Genomic DNA, 16,457 nt, shown 5'->3' on the forward strand with positions numbered 1-16,457 from the left:
GCGGGGGTACACATTGACAAAAAATTATTCTTTGTGAACTATTTTAATATTTATTGATTCTCCTTTAGCATGTGAATTGTCAAGCATTTGTAATATCCGATAAATAAGATATGCAAGTTTGCCTATCTCGGACATTCTATAATTTATTTTATATGTTTTTTTATTTAATACAATTTTTTCATATCTAGTTGAATGTTTTTGAAATTCTTTCTCACTAGGTTCTTGATACCATTCAACTAATATTTTCTTTAAATATTTTTCTAAAACATCATATAAATTTTTAATTTTATCTTTATTATCTAAAAACAAATCTTCTTTCACTTTATCTTCATTTTCTAAAAATAAAATGAAATAAAATGAAAACATATAATATGACATGTTAGAATCTATTAATATTTCTGAAATGCTATTTTTTATGATTATTTCTTTCATTTTGGGACTATATGATTAATTACCTGACCTTGAGAATTATAAACTTTTAAATGTGCTTTTGAAACATTTATGTTAAAAGATTTAAAAATGTCTAGGTAAGTATTAGCTACATTAGAACTAGGAACATAATGTCCTGACAAATTATTTATATTTACAATGTTTCCACTTCTTATTTTTAATTCACCTGCTGCAAAGACGTCGTCACCTTTTGATAAAAAAGTGTGTTTTCTTCCTAATAAGGTCTCACCTGACTTAGTAATAACAAAGTCAAACGTTCCTGATGCCTTTGTTGTTCCATTCATAACTATTTTGCCATCAATAATTGACCCTAATAATTTACCTTCTGTACTTATAGGTAGAGTATTTCTTAGTAATGTTCTCTGTAATGCTTTTTCGGCTCCTACCTCAGGATTAATAAAAAGCATAGCAACAGCACCTATATTTTCCCTTTCTGCTGCATAAGGACCAATTCCTGAATTTCCAATATTCATAAACGGATCAGAGTTCCCGAATATGAGATTGATAACAAGAGACATGGTCATATCATTGTTATCTGGCTCAACAGAACCTTTTTTCTTACCACCAAAAAGGTTGCGGAAAAAACTTTTGACATCCTGCCAAAATGTAGGGTTCGGATCACCGCCACCACCACCACTTGAACCTCCCACAGCACTTAAAGATTTGGTAATATAAACGGGACTTCCATTTACGCTATGCTGAGACATTGCAGCCTCAAATGTAGAACCCATACCTGTACTCATGTCCATGTATCTTTCTTCATCCCAATCATAATAAATCCCGGATTGTCCGGCTTGAGGTTTTCTTCCATCCGGGTCAATGAACATTACCGGGTTATTGTACGCATAATTATACGGACTATGACGGGTCATCATCTCCGCCAGCGGATCAACCACTCCCCATCTTCCTAGATCGGGCATATAGAACCTTGCACCGTAGTCATACATGCCGGTCTCCTGAAGCTCCTTACCGTTATATTGGTATTTGTAGTCTCCAATGGCACTAATTCCGTAACTGTGTCTTAATCCAAATGCGTAATAATCGTTTTGCTGTACAATGACCGCCGTGTTTCCTTCTCTTGCAAAACTGACTCTTACGTTACCCAAATGATCATTGTAGTGGTAAATATAACGATTATTTACAAAATCATAATAGCCTTATGTGCTTAAATAGCAATTGGATCTTACTTGACAATTATAAACCCTCGCAATATTGCGAGGGCTCATTTTTTATATACCAGCATTAGCGAGGTTCTGGCACTACTAGGATCTTAATTATTTTTTTTGTTTCTAATTTGCATTACATAAAAATAAATACTAAAAATTATACTTTTTATAGCAATCAAAACCACTAATGGAATATAAAATAAATCTCGGAATATATTAATCTTAAAAAAATAGAAGATGAGGATAATAAAATTAGCCATTATATAAGCTAATTTTACATTTCTTTCAAATATATTGATCCTTTTTAGGATGAAATAAATGTATATAAAGCTTAACGTTATCGTTGTTATAATTGATACGATCTGAAAAAACTGTTCATAAGTATTTAATAAATTACCTCCTTTTCTCAAATTGTTTGAGTTTGTCGTAAAAACTATAAATATTAGTTCAATAAAAGCTATTAATTTCTGTTTATTTAACATATATTGGCTTGTTTATTTGGGTTTTAGATTCTAATAAATATATTATAGCATCTTTCATTGTATATGATAAATCATAATCTTTTGAAAAAGATTTTCTTCCCAGATATTCATTATTCGCATTATATTGGAAAATGTAATTTGTTATATTTAATTTCACATCACCATTAACGGAGAAAAATAATTTATATGAAGTATTTTGAACTAGTTGATCACCTAATCTTGGTTCTACAGCCCAAGGATCAGAAACATAAGTAGTTCCTAACATTCCTAAAGTTAATGATGCAGCGATAGGCAATACTTTACCAGGAAGTGAAACGAATCCTAGAGCTGTATTTAGCCCATTGTTTATATAATTGTTCGCATTCTGCATTTCTTCAATGTATTTTGATAAACCGTTAGCATCATTAAATATTAAAGTATTTTTTACATAAAATTATAAAATAATACCCACTATGCAGACAAACCCCGACAAAAAGAGGAAAGTGTCAACATATTGAGGATTTTACAAGGTACAAATTTAGACATAAAAAGCCATAAAACAGCCATTGAGCGCCAAAGATGACGCTCCAAATCGTACCCCCTTCTTATGCAGACAAAAGGAGGACACAAAAAGAGCTGAAATGGCAGTATTTGACTTATAACCGACTGATATTGTCCGCCCTGCAAACCGCTCATTTTTAGAGGTTGAATTTAATTTTACAATTATAAAAATGAAGCGTATGAGAAGTACATTCAAAGTCCTTTTCTTTTTGAAAAGAGACAAACAAAAAAAAGACGGTAGTGTACCTGTATATTGCAGGATTACGATTGATGGAAAAGAAGCCCGTTTCGGAATGAAGAAAAATATTGACCCGAAACTCTGGAATGTGAAAGAAGGAAAAGCAAAGGGAAAAAGTACAGAATCTTCAGAAATCAATGCACTGCTTGAAAAAACAAAAGCCGGAATCCATAAAATTTACAGGGATATTCAAGAGCGTGAAAATGCAGTTTCTGCCGAAAAAGTAAAAAATATTTTTCTTGGAATTGACAGTAAACAATATATGCTGCTAAAAGCATTTGATGAACACGTTGAAGAAAAATTTAATCTGATAGGTAAAAGGATTGTAAAATCTACCTATAATAGATATTACTATCTGCGAGTTAGGTTATCGGAATTTCTTACAGAGAAATATCATCTTTCTGACATTCCGCTTCGGGAAATTAATTACCAATTTATCAGAGATTTTGAGATGTATCTGTTGACGGTTCGTGGAAACAAGCAAAGTACCATTGCTCAGTATTTAATCAATCTGAAGAAAATAGTCGAGCTGGCTTATAAAAATGAATGGATTTTCCGGAATCCGTTTATCAATTATAAAATAGAAGATGAAAAATCTGAACGAGGTTATCTGACACAAAGAGAAGTTGAAATCTTAATGAATTGGAGACTGGATAAAAAGTTGGAACAGACAAGAGATGTTTTCATTTTCTGCTGCTTTACTGGTTTATCCTATATTGACGTCTTTAAATTAACCAAAGAGCGAATCAATTTATCTATTGACGGACAGCAGTGGATTATGGGAAAACGTGAGAAAACTGATGTGGATTATTTTATTCCGATGATGGAAATTCCTAAAAAAATTCTAGAAAAATATAAAAACGAAATATTCAAAGATGGGAAACTCCTCCCTGTAAAAGTAAGTTTAACTGTGAATCGTCATTTAAAAGAAATTTCAGAAATCTGCGGAATTAATAAGCATCTTACATTCCATTTATCACGCCATACCTTTGCTACTTTAACGATGTCAAAAGGTGTTTCTTTGGAAAGTGTGAGCAAGATGCTGGGACATAAAAACATCCAAACCACCCAAATTTATGCTAAAATGACTACCGAAAAGGTTGGCAGAGATATGGCAATCTTTGCAGAAAGCATCAAGGAAACTGAAAGAAAATTTGTGGTGAATTTTTAAATAGATTTTGTTTTAAATATGAAAAACGGAAATGGTTTTTTTTTAAGCTGTTTCTGTTCTTTTGAATTATCACAAAGAAGGATGTGTTGGGAATGTTTTGCTGAGCAATTACTTAGTAATTGCTTGTCAATTGTGTCATTCGTTTTACAAATTTATTTTCGCTTTCAATTAAATTGTCCATTGTCTGATTTTCGTCAACATAAATTCCATCCACAATAAAACGTACATTGTTGTTGTCGTTTCCGTATAGTGAGTTTGAATGAGATTTGTCTAAGTTTAATTTTTTTGATAATGGATAAATAAGACCGCTTGCAATTAATTCATTTTTGTAATAACCCGAATACGAATGTATTTGATGCAAATCTGCTCGATCAACATCTCTATTCTGCATTTCTATTCTCTTAAATTTTGCATCAAGAGCAATAATTTTTCCACTCATCTTATGTTTCATTATTAAGTCGGGAAAAATAGACCTGTGATAAAACTGTTTTTGGTAAATAGGAAGTTCAACCTGTCCACTCACAAACCATTCGGGGAAATTTCTACTCAAAAGTTTTTCAAGATAGATTTCATATAATTCAGCAATGTCAAAAAGATAGCCACTTGTCGTTAAGCTTTGTTTTTCATAGTCCGGCGTTAAATCTTTATTCAACAAAATAATTTCTGCATACTCCAAAACCTTTTTGAAACTACGATACATTGGATTGTTTATAGTTTGGTGTCTTTTGACCTTTTGTATGGTTTCGTAGTTCACAAAACTCCCTGAATATTGTTGTTTTAATAATTGGCTTAGTCCAAGCAAACGACTGTGAATTTCTTTTCCAAAAACACTTTCTAATTTTTTCAATGCTAAGTATAGGACATCTACAATTTCTTGAACATATATTCGTTCTCTAAAAGTTGTTGTCAATTTCCCTTGAAACGGAATATCTCTTTTTAGGTAGTCATTGAAATTTATACTACCTCTCACTTTTTGGCTTCGCTCCTGCTGTTTTTGGTATTGCTGTGGCAAACCCAAAACAACAGCTTTTTCTAATGACTGAATAAATAAGTGAGCAATTATAAATAAGAACTGATTTTCAGTTTCATCTTTTTTAGCTTGTGTTTCTTCATTATCTACATAAATGTCATTTACGAAGTTGAGCATACGCTTTAGAAAAGTGTCACCATACCTTGTTGTAATATTTATTTTACAACCTTTATGAAATAAAACTCCAGCATACAAACCTGTTTGAATATAGTATTCTTTTTCTGTTTTTTCCTTGGAATATAATTTTAAAATTAGTCGTTCTTCGTCTTGATCAAAGTGAAAAGGTTTGCTTTTGAAGTTAAATACTTTGACTTGTTTTAATTGCTCTGCACCAAGCTTTAGCTCATAGACTGAAGAAAACAGCTTTTGTAAATGTTTAACTCCCGATTTGTTTACCTTAAAAGACTGACTCAAAGTAGATTCCAAAATTGGTGCTTCTTCGTAAAAATTATGATTGACAGGAACGCTAATTCTCATTTTACTTTATTGTTTCTTTGAACTTATTCAAGGCTTCATCTAATTTGCTATCTAATTCACTTTCAGCAAATACAGCTCTTAGGTATTCTTTCAATGTTGGTCTCAAGTACAAGTTGAATAGAATTTCAATATTATTTGCCGTAATTTCTTTACGTTTAGCAATGTCTCCAATCTTCATAAAAAAAGAATGACCAAATTCATACGATTTTCCCAAACCTAAATCGTTAGAAATAAAGTTGTTCAATTTTTCACAGGCTTTTACGTACTGACCGATATTCTGAAACTCTTCTTTTCCTTTGAAACGTGTTTCTTCTTCAATTACTTCATAATCACAATCTTTTCTAATCCATTTAAACCTTCTACGAAGAGCTAAATCAAAAGCATCGATACTTTTGTCTACATCGTTCATCATTCCGATAAAAAACACATTTTTAGGAACTCCAAATTTTACTTCATTATTATCAATTTCGTAAGCCAAATCTTTAAATTTATCATCCTCTTTGATTAAATCCTCAATAAGTGTGGAGTATTGCGTTCTAATTAGGTTTTTGTTGTTGTTATTTTCGGCATCGTGTCGGTAATCTTTTTCTAATAACGACAATGTTTCACCAAATACAGTCGAAAGATTAGCTCGGTTTATTTCATCTACCACGAAGTAAAAATCTTTCTTAGGATGTTTTTTCGCTTTGATACAAAAGTTCTTAAAGACTCCATTTACCAATTCAAAACGAATGTTCCCGTCTTTTGAAACTCCTTTTGGTTTGATACCTTCAATAAAATCTTCGTATGTAAATGATGGATGAAATTGTAAAACTTCGTATCGGGATGTATCACCTTGACATACAAAATCCAAACTACTTTTTGCAGAAAATGTTTTGCCTGTTCCTGGAGGTCCATACATTATAACATTCGGATTATTGGTATCCGCAATGGCTTTAGAGTTTACAAATTTCCACAAGAAACGAGAAAGCAAAACAAGTTCATTTTTATCTTGTTCGTTTACTTCTAAAAGATTCTTTGCAATAATACAGACTTGATGATTTTTTGTAAAAATACCTTCGGCATCACCATCAATAAACTCATTATACAATTCTTCTAACCATTGTGTAGAATAGATGTAAAGAAAGTCTGATAAATTATCTAACACCGCCAATTTCATTAAAATTTGTTTGGCACTATAGCTTGTATTTTCAACCAATTGTATTTTTTCTAATGGATCGGTTTGTGAGACAATATTTTTTAACAAACCTTTTATGTTCTCGTTGAAATAGTTTTCTGCTTCTTGTCGACTTGCATTTGATTGATTGATACTTTTGATGTGATATGTTGTGTTGTCATCATTTAATTTCACTTCAAAATTAAAAGCAGTGCCAGGCTTTGAAGAACCCAAAACAATTCTTGTAGTTCGTTCTAAAAAATTACATAAGTAACCTCCCGGCATTGTTGCTGTGGAACTGCTCAAAGTATTTGTATAGTCATCCAAACTCAATGTATCGTTTAAGATTTTGTCCTTGTATAATTGCCATTCTGCAATCCTTTTTTCAACTTCGTCATTGTTGAATTTTCTATCTTCCTCTTTTGTTTCAGTTTTAAACTTATTCCAAAGTGCTTTGATTTGAATTTGTCGTTCGGCTGATAATTTTATGTTTTCCATCAATTGTTTGATAATTTGTTTTTCTAATTCCGCAGCTAACAAGTTTACAATTTTCTTGTCTGCTTGAACTTCATTAGGTTTTAAATGATATAGTGTTGCTGGTTGTTTTGATTCACCCCAAGTACTGTCATTAAAATCAAGCCCTAATTTTTCAAGTCGTTCTTTCGGAATTGTAAACTTTAATTTTCGGTTTTGTGCAGTTTCAGGTGTACCATCCAAATGTTCATATTTTGCCTCTGCATCTACAAAACCACACAAGAAAAATTTTTTATTTGAGTTTTGTCCTTGTGCAATTAATATGACATCACCAATTCGGATGTCATTTTTGAAGATTTGTCCAAAACGATGTCGATCATCATACCCAATAAACGCTCTCTTTAAATTATTAATGGCATTTTTCCACTCTGTTTCATCTGCACCATTCATTACGTTTGGTGATAGTACCCAATACTTTCTTTTCATTTAATTTGTCACTTTTCCTTTGTCGCTAGTATTCCTCAATCCAAAAATCGATTATATCTGTAGTTAAAACTTTACTTTAGGCTTTAAAGTTTCATCAATAAATTGGTTTGGTTTCCATTTTCTATCAATAAGTTTGTCCAAGACAAAATTATCAAATGCTGATAGACCTGTTGCAATTGTTGTCCCTATTCCACCAGCTCCTAAAACATCTAAAGTGATTCCAATGCCTTCAAAAATAACAAATCTTGCAGTTTTTGTTGGTAGTTTATCACTTAAATCTTTCTCTAAAATTGCTTTGTTATATTCACCTAGTAGATTCTTTTCTTCTGGAATTTTTTCTAGCCATTCTCTAAATTTATCTGACTTTTCTAGGATTTTTATTAAATCTGTCCGAGAAATAACCCCATCATTAAATGCATTACCTAATGAGTAGCAGTTTTCCAAGATGTAATCTTCAAATAAATTAATTTCATTCTCAGATTTAACTCTCTTTTTTATTATTTCAGAAATTTCTATTTCTATAAATTTTGAATACAAATCAGAAGTTACAATTTCGCTCTCTAAATCCGAAGAAATATAAATATCTCCTTTAGATTCCGCAATTGCTAACAAAAAACCACTAAAATCTACTGGAGAAGTATTTTCTGGGTTTTGTTTTCTAAATTCCTTTGTTAGATATTCTAAATCAATGTTAGAATTAACCTTATATGTATCAAAACCTACGAAATTCTCATCTTGGATTATCTCAATTTCAATTGATTCAGGTAATTTGTAAAAAGGTGCAACCGCATTAAAATAAGTAGGAATTTGCTTTCTTAACAATTCTATATTCTGAAAATCTTTGACTATAGTTTTATCAAAGTCTTTAGGATATTCATAAAGCGGAATTAAAGAAGAGAATTCATCAGCAAATGCTAAATTCTTTATACTGTTTTTTCTTTCCTTTCTATCAATTTCATATAAAGAAGAATGTGCATTTATATTCTGTCCCTTAAAAGTGCTAATTCCGTATTTTCCATCAGGAGCAATTACAGAACCTAGCATATTATTCCTGAATTTAACTTCAAGCCTACCACTTAAAATTAATTCTTTTAATGTGTCAGGTCCAAATTCTCTAAATAAAATTTCTAATTCATTTCTATGCACCAGCAAAACAACTTTGCCATAATATAACATTGAATCAATTAGAAAAGGAATGTCGAGATTTGAAGAATAAGATTCCTTACTTTTTATACAAATTTTTTTAAACATAAGTTGGATATAGTTTTACCCAAATATACTAATGTTTTCAATTTGTAAAAATTTTAGGAATTGACTGTAAAAAGAGCTTTTTAGCACATAGCTAACCTATTAAAAATAATGTAAGGTGAATGAGAATAAACATCTTTTAAAAATTATTTTTCGCTCTAAAAAGTTAAATGTTTTATACCTTCACAAATATTTTCCTTCTCATTAACTATAGCTACACTATGCCTTGCTCTTGTTAATGCAACATACAATTTTGAACGACTTGTTTCAGCTAATTCTACACTATTGTCTTTCAGCCAATCAAGAAAAGGTTTTGTTGGATAAATAAGAATTCTGTCAAATGATATTCCTTTTGATTCTCCAAAATTCATAACTCGATAATTATCATTTACAATAGTTCTTCTCGTATCTCTAAGCTGAACAGGCTTGAATTTTTGCAAATAATTCTCAACATCTTGTTTTTTGATAAAAAAGACTCCACTATGTTCAGTTTTGATATTATTACCAGATGTCGTGGCTTTAAAATTTGGAAATAATTTGTTGGATAAGTCGCAAATAGATTTGTTGCATCTATAATTCGTCATCAACGAAGTATCATCTTTTATCAGGTTATCAATTTTGTCTGTGAAAAAATTGATAATATTTGCCTTTTTAAACTTTTTGTTTTTAGGGGCACTATTGGTTGAGTATGTTCCTTGCCTTGGATCACCAACCAATTGAATTGTAGAACTACAATTAAAGAATAATTTCAGCAATTCTAAATCGTAACCTGCCAAGTCTTGAACTTCATCAATAAAAATATAAGAATAAATTCTTGAAAGACGGTCAATTACATTTCCGTTTGATTTCTCATTGCAACGAAACACAAATTTTGAAAGTTTATCAGAATAAATTTTTAATCCATTGGTAAAATAATGTTGCTCAAATTCCTTTTCTTCTCCGAAGTAGATTGGATTTTTACATTTATTACAATTAGAAATAACCAGCTTTATCTGTTTGCATTCTTGACAAGGATTTCTATACGCCTTCAATCCTGATTGACTATTCACCAAAATCAATCCTTTGATTTTTTTTTCAAACAATACACCTTGAAACGGTCTAACACCGTGCTTTAACAAAAATGAAAACCAAGTTTGAACAGTAATATTTTCGGGAATTACCTTATTTTTTTCAATGATTTTTTTTCTTATCTCTTCTTCGTTTGCCTGCGTATATGTAGTAATAAGAATTTTGCCTTCTTTCTGTTTTAGAGCTTCATCTACCAAAAAAGTTGTTTTACCCGAACCTGCCGCAGCGATTAATAGTCTATTATTGGTCTGTTTTGATTGCATCTAAAATATATTGAGGAAAGTTCAACGTTTCTTGAGTTTCAAAAATTTTTAAAGCACATTCAGTTTTATTAGCTTTCATATGCTTTTGTAAATCATCATCGCTTTGATAAGCAGTTTGAAATACTTTGTTCAATGCTTCGCGACTATTAGCTTTCAAAAATTTTGGTTCAAGCGTGTTGTAATTGAAATCTTGTATATTGCCTGTTTCAACATCTGAATCAAAACAAATTTTGATGTCTTGTTTGACGTTATCGTCTAAGTAGTTTTTATACTTGTTCTTAACGGCTTCAACATTTCCGTCATTGTCCGTAACGACAGCAACTTTTGTCCCGATTTTTTCTGCTATTTCTAAAAATCTCAAAAATGAGGTGCCAACGGAAATTACATCAACACCTTTTTCAATCGGAAGTTTGCCGTCATTGTTAAGCATAAATGCTTTTTGAACAACTAACTCGTCAGAATCTCCCTCAACTAAAATAGCTTTCTTGCATAAAATCAAACGCAAAGTATCGTAACCTGATAACTTTTCAAAAAACTTGTAAGTATCTGCTGAAAGTTCATTTAACTTAACCGTTTTCTTGTAGTTCAACAAAATCAAATGTTCAAGTCCTAATTTATTGGCTACAAAACTGCTGTGGGTAGAAATCAAAATCTGTTTCTCTCCACTATCATTTTTTATATCGCTGATTAGTTGATTGAGTTTTGAATAAGATAAATGATTTTCAGGTTCTTCTAATAAAATAATGTTAGCTTCTTTTGCTTTTTTGTGTCCCAAAGCCAATTTTGTTTTTACCAAACATTGTTCTCCTTTACCAATATAATGAAACGGAATATCTTCTAAGTATGTCATCAAACTACTTTCCCAAGCATTTTTTGATGATAGCTCAACTGAAAGTTCAACTTTTTTGTCTGAAATTTTTGAAGCGGTTTTTATCTTCTCATTTATCTTTTTGATTGCTTCTTCGCCCATAAAAGATTCTTTCATTCTTCTGTGAGCCTGTGATATTTCTACAATTTCGTTTGATTCCAAAAACTCTTTTACAATTCGGGAAATGTAAATATCAGAACCATTTTGCAGTTTATTACTTGACGAATCAATCAAAGCTGATTTTATTGGAATTGTTCTTGGTGTAATGCTTTCGTTACGTGCAAAACTTATCCACGAAACATTATAGTATTCAATTGGCAAAGTTTTTATTCCGCCAAGTTTTACTAAATCTTCATATTCTTTCTGATAGTTTTCGTCAAACGCGATCTTTAAAGCAAATCCATTAGCATTATTTGGTTTATCACTATGTAAATCACCCCAAAATTCTGCCAATTCTTTTCCTTCTACAAAAACTTCAATGGAAATATAAGGTAAAGGTTTTGCTATATTTTCAGGTTCTAAACTTTCAATGTATTCCGCAACAATTTCTTTGTTGAACACATATTGAGATAATTCGTTTCTTAAATATTTACCGTTATACAAACCTGTCAAAGCAAGATGTATAGCTTCAATAATTGTAGATTTTCCTGCTTCGTTATTACCCACAAGAATGTTTACTCCCTTGTTTAAATTAAGTTTAAACGAACCTTTGAAGGTTTTAAAATTTTCTATGTGGATTTTGGTGATATTCATATTTAATCAAAATGTTTCATTTTTGGCTTCTTCATTATTAAAAAGATTTCCAATTCTTTTAACCCACACTCCTCAAAACAAAAGTATTAAATAATAACCACCTATAAAAAATAATGCAAGGTTCAAATATATAACCTGTAAAAATAACACAAAGTTAAACCAATTACCTGTAAAAAATAAAACAAGGTTCAACCACTTACCTATAAAAAATACTGCAAGGTTTAAACATTCACCTGTAAAAAATAGTGTAAGGTTCAAACATTCAACCTGTAAAAAATAACACAAGGTTCAACCACCAACCTGTAAAGAATAATGTAGGGTTCAATCACTGACCTATAAAAAATAATACAGAGTACAAATCACCCACCTGTAAAAAATAACGCAAGGTTCAACATTCAACCTGTAAAAAATACTGTAAGGTTCCACCACTGACCTGTAAAAAATAATGCAAGGTTCAGCACCTAACCTGTAAAAAATAACGCAGGGTACTTATTTTATACTCTGAAAATCAGAGTTACAAAATTCAGTATTGATACTCAATAACTTATTAAAATCAGAATAACAGCATTATCCACTTTTCAGAACTCTCAAAAAATCAACTCTATTTATCAGCAAGATGTGTCTTTGTACCCACAAATTTTTTCAAAATTTTCGACTACAAAGACCCTCTTGCCTTTTTTGCAAAAAGGGGAAAAAACTGCGGAACTTGTTTTTTATTTTTAAATAAATCAGGTACAGGAATCCATATTAGTACAATTTATTCTTTTTTAATCCACGCCTATTCCAAACTAATCCAAAGTAGTCTTATTCAGTCCAGCGCCCTTGAATACTATTGTTTTCATGATTTTGATGTTTCACTTTTGCAGCAGAAATTATACTCATAAAAACAGAATGAAAACAATAATTTATTTATTTCTGCCACTTATCGGAATGTCAGTTCAGGGACAAGTCGGTATCAATACAGAAAACCCTCGCGCAACACTCGATGTCATGTCAAATGTTGTTGATGTAACAAAACCTGATGGAATTATTGCCCCTCGATTAAAAGGTTCCGAGTTAAAAAATAAAGATTCTATATATAAGAATGATCAGACGGGGACAATTGTTTATATAACAGAAGGGCTTGAACTCGGAAGTACCACAGAGAAAACTGCGAATGTAACTCGTGTGGGATATTACTATTTCGACGGAGAAGTATGGCAACCATTTGAGCGTGACACCTTGGAAACTGTCGTAAACAGAGGAAACTACTCACCTAAATACATCACTTTTTCAGGAGGCACAGCCTCTCCTACCAGAGACGGAGCATTAGGTATGAATCTACAGACCTATTCCATGTTTTTCGGGAATATGAATCCAATGCATACAGAAACCTATAATCTTTCTTATGGATACGGAGCTCTGCAAAATCTATCCACCGCTTCCGGAAATGTCGCCATTGGAAGCTACAGTTTGAACGGAGTAACAACAGGAGCCTATAATACGTTAATCGGTCATACTTCGGGATATGACTCTTCCAATACCGGAAAAATCATCACAGGAAATGTAAACGTGGGGCTTGGAAATTCGACCTTGACAAAGCTGACCTCCGGATATAAGAATATAGCGATTGGGCAGTCAGCTCTGCATCATTTAAATACCGGAAGTTATAATACCATTGTCGGTCAGTCTTCGGGGCAGTTTATTACGGCAGAAAATAAAAACGTCATGCTTGGTGCACAAACCGGAGCCTACGTGAAAGGTGAAAATAATGTTTTTATCGGTACAGGTGCCGGACACAGCAATACTGTTACCAGTGTTGAAACTGTTAATAACAGATTGGTTATTCACAGCAATGTAAACCTCGTACCATCAGCCAATATAGGAACTGAAAATATAGTCGACTATAGTGCCTCCTGGACTAACGGTTTAATTATCGGAGATTTTGCCCAAAGATGGTTAAAAATTAATGGCAGCTTTATCATTAACCCTGCATATACAATATCCGATACTACCTATACTAAAGATGTTGTAGCAAAACCGGATGGAACTTTAGGATTCACAGATAGAATTTTAGTTCCTACTCCGCCTGCTACCGGAACTTATTATTTACAAAGTGTTGACGGGAAATTACAATGGTCAGCTCCATAATTCTATGACCGGTAAAACAGATGTGATAAAATTTAGGATAGACAAGAACAGAAAAGAAGATTGGAAGACTATCTGTAAAGCAGAGAATATATCTCTGACAAGTTTAATCACCAATTCGGTGGAAAACAGACTCATGGATAATGAGAGGAAAAAAGTATTAGCGTTCATTGAAAAGCAAGACAACATCTTCGTAAAAATCGAAACCAATATCAATCAGGTTGCAAAAATTGTGAATGGTCAGAAGCTCATTTCAGAAAATGAATTACAGAAATTCATCGATCAGCTGACTGAAATTGCAAAGCTAAAAGCCCGGCAGAATGAGGTTTTTCTTAAAATCTATTCAATGCTTGGAAAATGATTGTAAAAATAATGAAACCCGCAGGTCCCACTTTTCCAGGTGTCAATTATAACGACAAAAAAATAGATAAAGGAAAAGGCGAACTGATGCTGATGAAAAACTTCCCGTCATTCATTAACGGATCGAGCAGCAAGGAAGAAGTAAAATCCTATCTGGCTTCCGTTTCCAAAAACGAAAAGGTCAAGAAACCGCAATTCCACGCCGCTTTATCCACAAAGTTCAGGGAACATTCCAAAGAAGAGCTGACAAAGGTTGCTGAAAGCTTTATGGACGAAATGGGTTACGGAGATCAGCCGTTTATCGTGGTTTTTCACAACGATACTGAAAACAACCATGTTCATTTTGTTTCAACAAGAGTGGATAAACAGACCGGAAAAAAGATCAACGACAGTTACGAAAAGCTGAAGTCACAAAAAGCTTTAGCTAAGGTAATGGAAAAGATGTACGGAATAAGCAATGTAGAAAATATTAATAAGCTTCTGAGTTACCGGATCAGCTCTTTAAAACAATTGGAACTTTTACTGGAAAGAAATGGATTCCGGTTAGCTCAGAACAAAGAAGACGAAACCAAAATGGATATTCTCAAAAACGGAGTCCGGGAAAAAACAATTAACGGAAATCAGATCGTTTTTGACAACAAAAAAAATGAAAACAGAACAAAACAGATCAAAGCCATTCTATCAAAATACAAGGAGCTTCATTCGGGCACTATTTTCAAAGTCGAAGACCGCCGAAAACAGGAAGCAATGCTTCCTGAAGAAAAACAGGATGAAGATCCGGAACCGAAAATCGAATTTGAAAGTGAGCTTCAAAAAAAACTGAAAGACATCTTTGGAATCGACATCATATTTCATCATAAAGACGGACAAAAGCCTTTCGGGTATTCTCTGATAGATAACAAGACAGGAACAGTGTACAAAGGAAGTGAGATTATGAAAATGAACGAATTGTTTGAGTTCACTTCCCTGGTGATAGACAAAAGACTTTTTGAGCGATTGAAAGATTTTAACATTCCGGATAAAGAAATAAAAGCAGTGCTTTTGAATTTTTTGAAAGCAAAATATCCGGAAAATGAGCTGCATGACTTTATGCTTTTTGAGAACAAAAAATTTAAAAACAAAGAAACATTTAGTGCTATCAGAAATGATGTGAAAGAATATCTCAAAACACAAAATAACAATGATGTCAGCATCATAAAATCAGAGGACGGAAAATATTACGCCATTCATTCCAAATTCCACTACATCGGGGAACTGGAAACACTGATTGGAGAAAAACAGTTTCAAACCTTTTTAAACCCGGTTGTAAAGACTGAAAATAAAAAAGAAGACAGTTTGGAAAAGGTCATTGATGATTTCCTGTTTGATATGATGAAATCTTCAGCAGCAGCGAAAGACCCGGCAGAAGAAGAGCTCAAAAAACGAAAAAAACAAAGAAAGAAATGATAATCACATTCGCCACACAAAAAGGAGGAGCCGGAAAAACCACGTTGGCTATTGCTTTTGCCAATTACATTTCGGGAATATCCGAGAGAAAGATCAATGTTTTTGACTTTGACTATCAGAAGTCCTTTTACAACAAATGGAAAGAAGATGAACTTTCAGAATTGCCGAAGCTGTATGAAGTGGAAATCGCAGGAGAAGAGCAGCGTCCTTTTTCAGACTTTGAACAGCTGATCGGTCTGAAGGAAAGCAAGGATGTGAATGTCTTCGACTTAGCCGGAACGCTCGATGAAAAATACAGTGACCTGCTGATTTACAGTGATGTGATCATTATTCCTTTTGAATATTCGGATGTATCGGTAAAATCCACATTGGTTTTCAAAAATGTTCTCGGAATGCTTGAAAGCGAAGCAGAACGGATCTTCATCCGCTCAAAATACGACAAAGGATACAAGTATCTCAATCAGAAGGAAATGGATGCCGAGATTTCAAAATACGGAATCCTGGTCGAAAGTCCGGTATTCAAAAGAAACTGCCTTCAAACCATTGATACCAGGAAACTGACGTATGAACAGAAATATGCAGTAAAGAATCCTTTCAATGAAATCATAGAACACATTAATGAAGCACTGCAAACCACCATTTGAACTATGAAAT

The 16,457-nt window shown here is 32.5% G+C and carries 13 protein-coding genes; 5 read left to right on the forward strand and 8 right to left on the reverse strand.

Translation table 11 applies throughout. The features are described from left to right. Positions 1-24: 24 nt before the first annotated feature. The 3 genes from AC0NBN_RS06555 to AC0NBN_RS06565 form a co-directional block, all read right to left on the reverse strand. Complete coding sequence (locus AC0NBN_RS06555) at positions 25-432, reverse strand: hypothetical protein (RefSeq protein WP_160813144.1); 408 nt, start codon at positions 430-432, stop codon at positions 25-27. Then, on the reverse strand, positions 429-1,556 hold the full coding sequence (locus tag AC0NBN_RS06560; RefSeq protein WP_474467603.1) for an RHS repeat domain-containing protein: 1,128 nt from the start codon (positions 1,554-1,556) through the stop codon (positions 429-431). The genes AC0NBN_RS06555 and AC0NBN_RS06560 overlap by 4 nt, the downstream gene beginning before the upstream one ends. A gap of 531 nt (positions 1,557-2,087) precedes the next feature. Further along, positions 2,088-2,468, reverse strand: a complete 381-nt coding sequence (locus tag AC0NBN_RS06565; protein WP_160813143.1) for a hypothetical protein — start codon at positions 2,466-2,468, stop codon at positions 2,088-2,090. Positions 2,469-2,817: 349 nt separating this feature from the next. On the opposite strand from AC0NBN_RS06565, the gene AC0NBN_RS06570 reads away from it, so the two are divergent. After that, the gene (locus AC0NBN_RS06570; protein WP_474467606.1) at positions 2,818-4,047 is read left to right on the forward strand and encodes a site-specific integrase; all 1,230 of its coding nucleotides are present in this window, start codon (positions 2,818-2,820) and stop codon (positions 4,045-4,047) included. Positions 4,048-4,159: 112 nt separating this feature from the next. Here AC0NBN_RS06570 and AC0NBN_RS06575 read toward each other — a convergent pair whose 3' ends face one another. The 5 genes from AC0NBN_RS06575 to AC0NBN_RS06595 form a co-directional block, all read right to left on the reverse strand. Next, positions 4,160-5,554 (reverse strand): 5-methylcytosine restriction system specificity protein McrC, encoded by a 1,395-nt coding sequence (locus AC0NBN_RS06575; protein ID WP_160813141.1) that lies wholly within the window; start codon positions 5,552-5,554, stop codon positions 4,160-4,162. Position 5,555: 1 nt separating this feature from the next. Continuing rightward, positions 5,556-7,670, reverse strand: a complete 2,115-nt coding sequence (locus AC0NBN_RS06580) for an AAA family ATPase (protein WP_160813140.1) — start codon at positions 7,668-7,670, stop codon at positions 5,556-5,558. Positions 7,671-7,733: 63 nt separating this feature from the next. Continuing rightward, positions 7,734-8,921, reverse strand: a complete 1,188-nt coding sequence (locus AC0NBN_RS06585) for a hypothetical protein (protein WP_160813139.1) — start codon at positions 8,919-8,921, stop codon at positions 7,734-7,736. 155 nt (positions 8,922-9,076) lie between these two features. Next, entirely contained in the window at positions 9,077-10,249 is a 1,173-nt protein-coding gene (locus AC0NBN_RS06590) for a UvrD-helicase domain-containing protein (protein ID WP_160813138.1), read from the reverse strand. Further along, positions 10,227-11,870 (reverse strand): AAA family ATPase, encoded by a 1,644-nt coding sequence (locus AC0NBN_RS06595; RefSeq protein ID WP_160813137.1) that lies wholly within the window; start codon positions 11,868-11,870, stop codon positions 10,227-10,229. Before AC0NBN_RS06595 ends, AC0NBN_RS06590 begins: the two co-directional genes overlap by 23 nt. An 891-nt stretch (positions 11,871-12,761) precedes the next feature. On the opposite strand from AC0NBN_RS06595, the gene AC0NBN_RS06600 reads away from it, so the two are divergent. Genes AC0NBN_RS06600 through AC0NBN_RS06615 form a run of 4 tightly spaced genes read left to right on the forward strand, consistent with a single transcriptional unit; the run spans position 12,762 to position 16,447 of the window. Further along, on the forward strand, positions 12,762-14,000 hold the full coding sequence (locus tag AC0NBN_RS06600; RefSeq protein WP_160813136.1) for a hypothetical protein: 1,239 nt from the start codon (positions 12,762-12,764) through the stop codon (positions 13,998-14,000). A 4-nt stretch (positions 14,001-14,004) separates the two neighbouring features. Beyond that, complete coding sequence (locus AC0NBN_RS06605) at positions 14,005-14,358, forward strand: PH domain-containing protein (RefSeq protein WP_160813192.1); 354 nt, start codon at positions 14,005-14,007, stop codon at positions 14,356-14,358. Beyond that, positions 14,355-15,803 (forward strand): relaxase/mobilization nuclease domain-containing protein, encoded by a 1,449-nt coding sequence (locus AC0NBN_RS06610; RefSeq protein WP_160813135.1) that lies wholly within the window; start codon positions 14,355-14,357, stop codon positions 15,801-15,803. The genes AC0NBN_RS06605 and AC0NBN_RS06610 overlap by 4 nt, the downstream gene beginning before the upstream one ends. Beyond that, the gene (locus tag AC0NBN_RS06615) at positions 15,800-16,447 is read left to right on the forward strand and encodes a ParA family protein (RefSeq protein ID WP_160813134.1); all 648 of its coding nucleotides are present in this window, start codon (positions 15,800-15,802) and stop codon (positions 16,445-16,447) included. Before AC0NBN_RS06610 ends, AC0NBN_RS06615 begins: the two co-directional genes overlap by 4 nt. The last annotated feature ends 10 nt before the right edge of the window (positions 16,448-16,457 follow it).

This window comes from Chryseobacterium sp. L12 (assembly GCF_056133985.1).

Excerpts from the sequence above, each read along its gene's own strand:
- AC0NBN_RS06570 (WP_474467606.1), top strand. The coding sequence starts at position 2,818 with ATGAGAAGTACATTCAAAGTCCTTTTCTTTTTGAAAAGAGACAAACAA.
- AC0NBN_RS06605 (WP_160813192.1), top strand. The coding sequence starts at position 14,005 with ATGACCGGTAAAACAGATGTGATAAAATTTAGGATAGACAAGAACAGA.
- AC0NBN_RS06600 (WP_160813136.1), top strand. The coding sequence starts at position 12,762 with ATGAAAACAATAATTTATTTATTTCTGCCACTTATCGGAATGTCAGTT.
- AC0NBN_RS06615 (WP_160813134.1), top strand. The coding sequence starts at position 15,800 with ATGATAATCACATTCGCCACACAAAAAGGAGGAGCCGGAAAAACCACG.
- AC0NBN_RS06585 (WP_160813139.1), bottom strand. The coding sequence starts at position 8,921 with ATGTTTAAAAAAATTTGTATAAAAAGTAAGGAATCTTATTCTTCAAAT.
- AC0NBN_RS06590 (WP_160813138.1), bottom strand. The coding sequence starts at position 10,249 with ATGCAATCAAAACAGACCAATAATAGACTATTAATCGCTGCGGCAGGT.
- AC0NBN_RS06555 (WP_160813144.1), bottom strand. The coding sequence starts at position 432 with ATGAAAGAAATAATCATAAAAAATAGCATTTCAGAAATATTAATAGAT.
- AC0NBN_RS06595 (WP_160813137.1), bottom strand. The coding sequence starts at position 11,870 with ATGAATATCACCAAAATCCACATAGAAAATTTTAAAACCTTCAAAGGT.
- AC0NBN_RS06580 (WP_160813140.1), bottom strand. The coding sequence starts at position 7,670 with ATGAAAAGAAAGTATTGGGTACTATCACCAAACGTAATGAATGGTGCA.
- AC0NBN_RS06610 (WP_160813135.1), top strand. The coding sequence starts at position 14,355 with ATGATTGTAAAAATAATGAAACCCGCAGGTCCCACTTTTCCAGGTGTC.
- AC0NBN_RS06565 (WP_160813143.1), bottom strand. The coding sequence starts at position 2,468 with ATGCAGAATGCGAACAATTATATAAACAATGGGCTAAATACAGCTCTA.
- AC0NBN_RS06575 (WP_160813141.1), bottom strand. The coding sequence starts at position 5,554 with ATGAGAATTAGCGTTCCTGTCAATCATAATTTTTACGAAGAAGCACCA.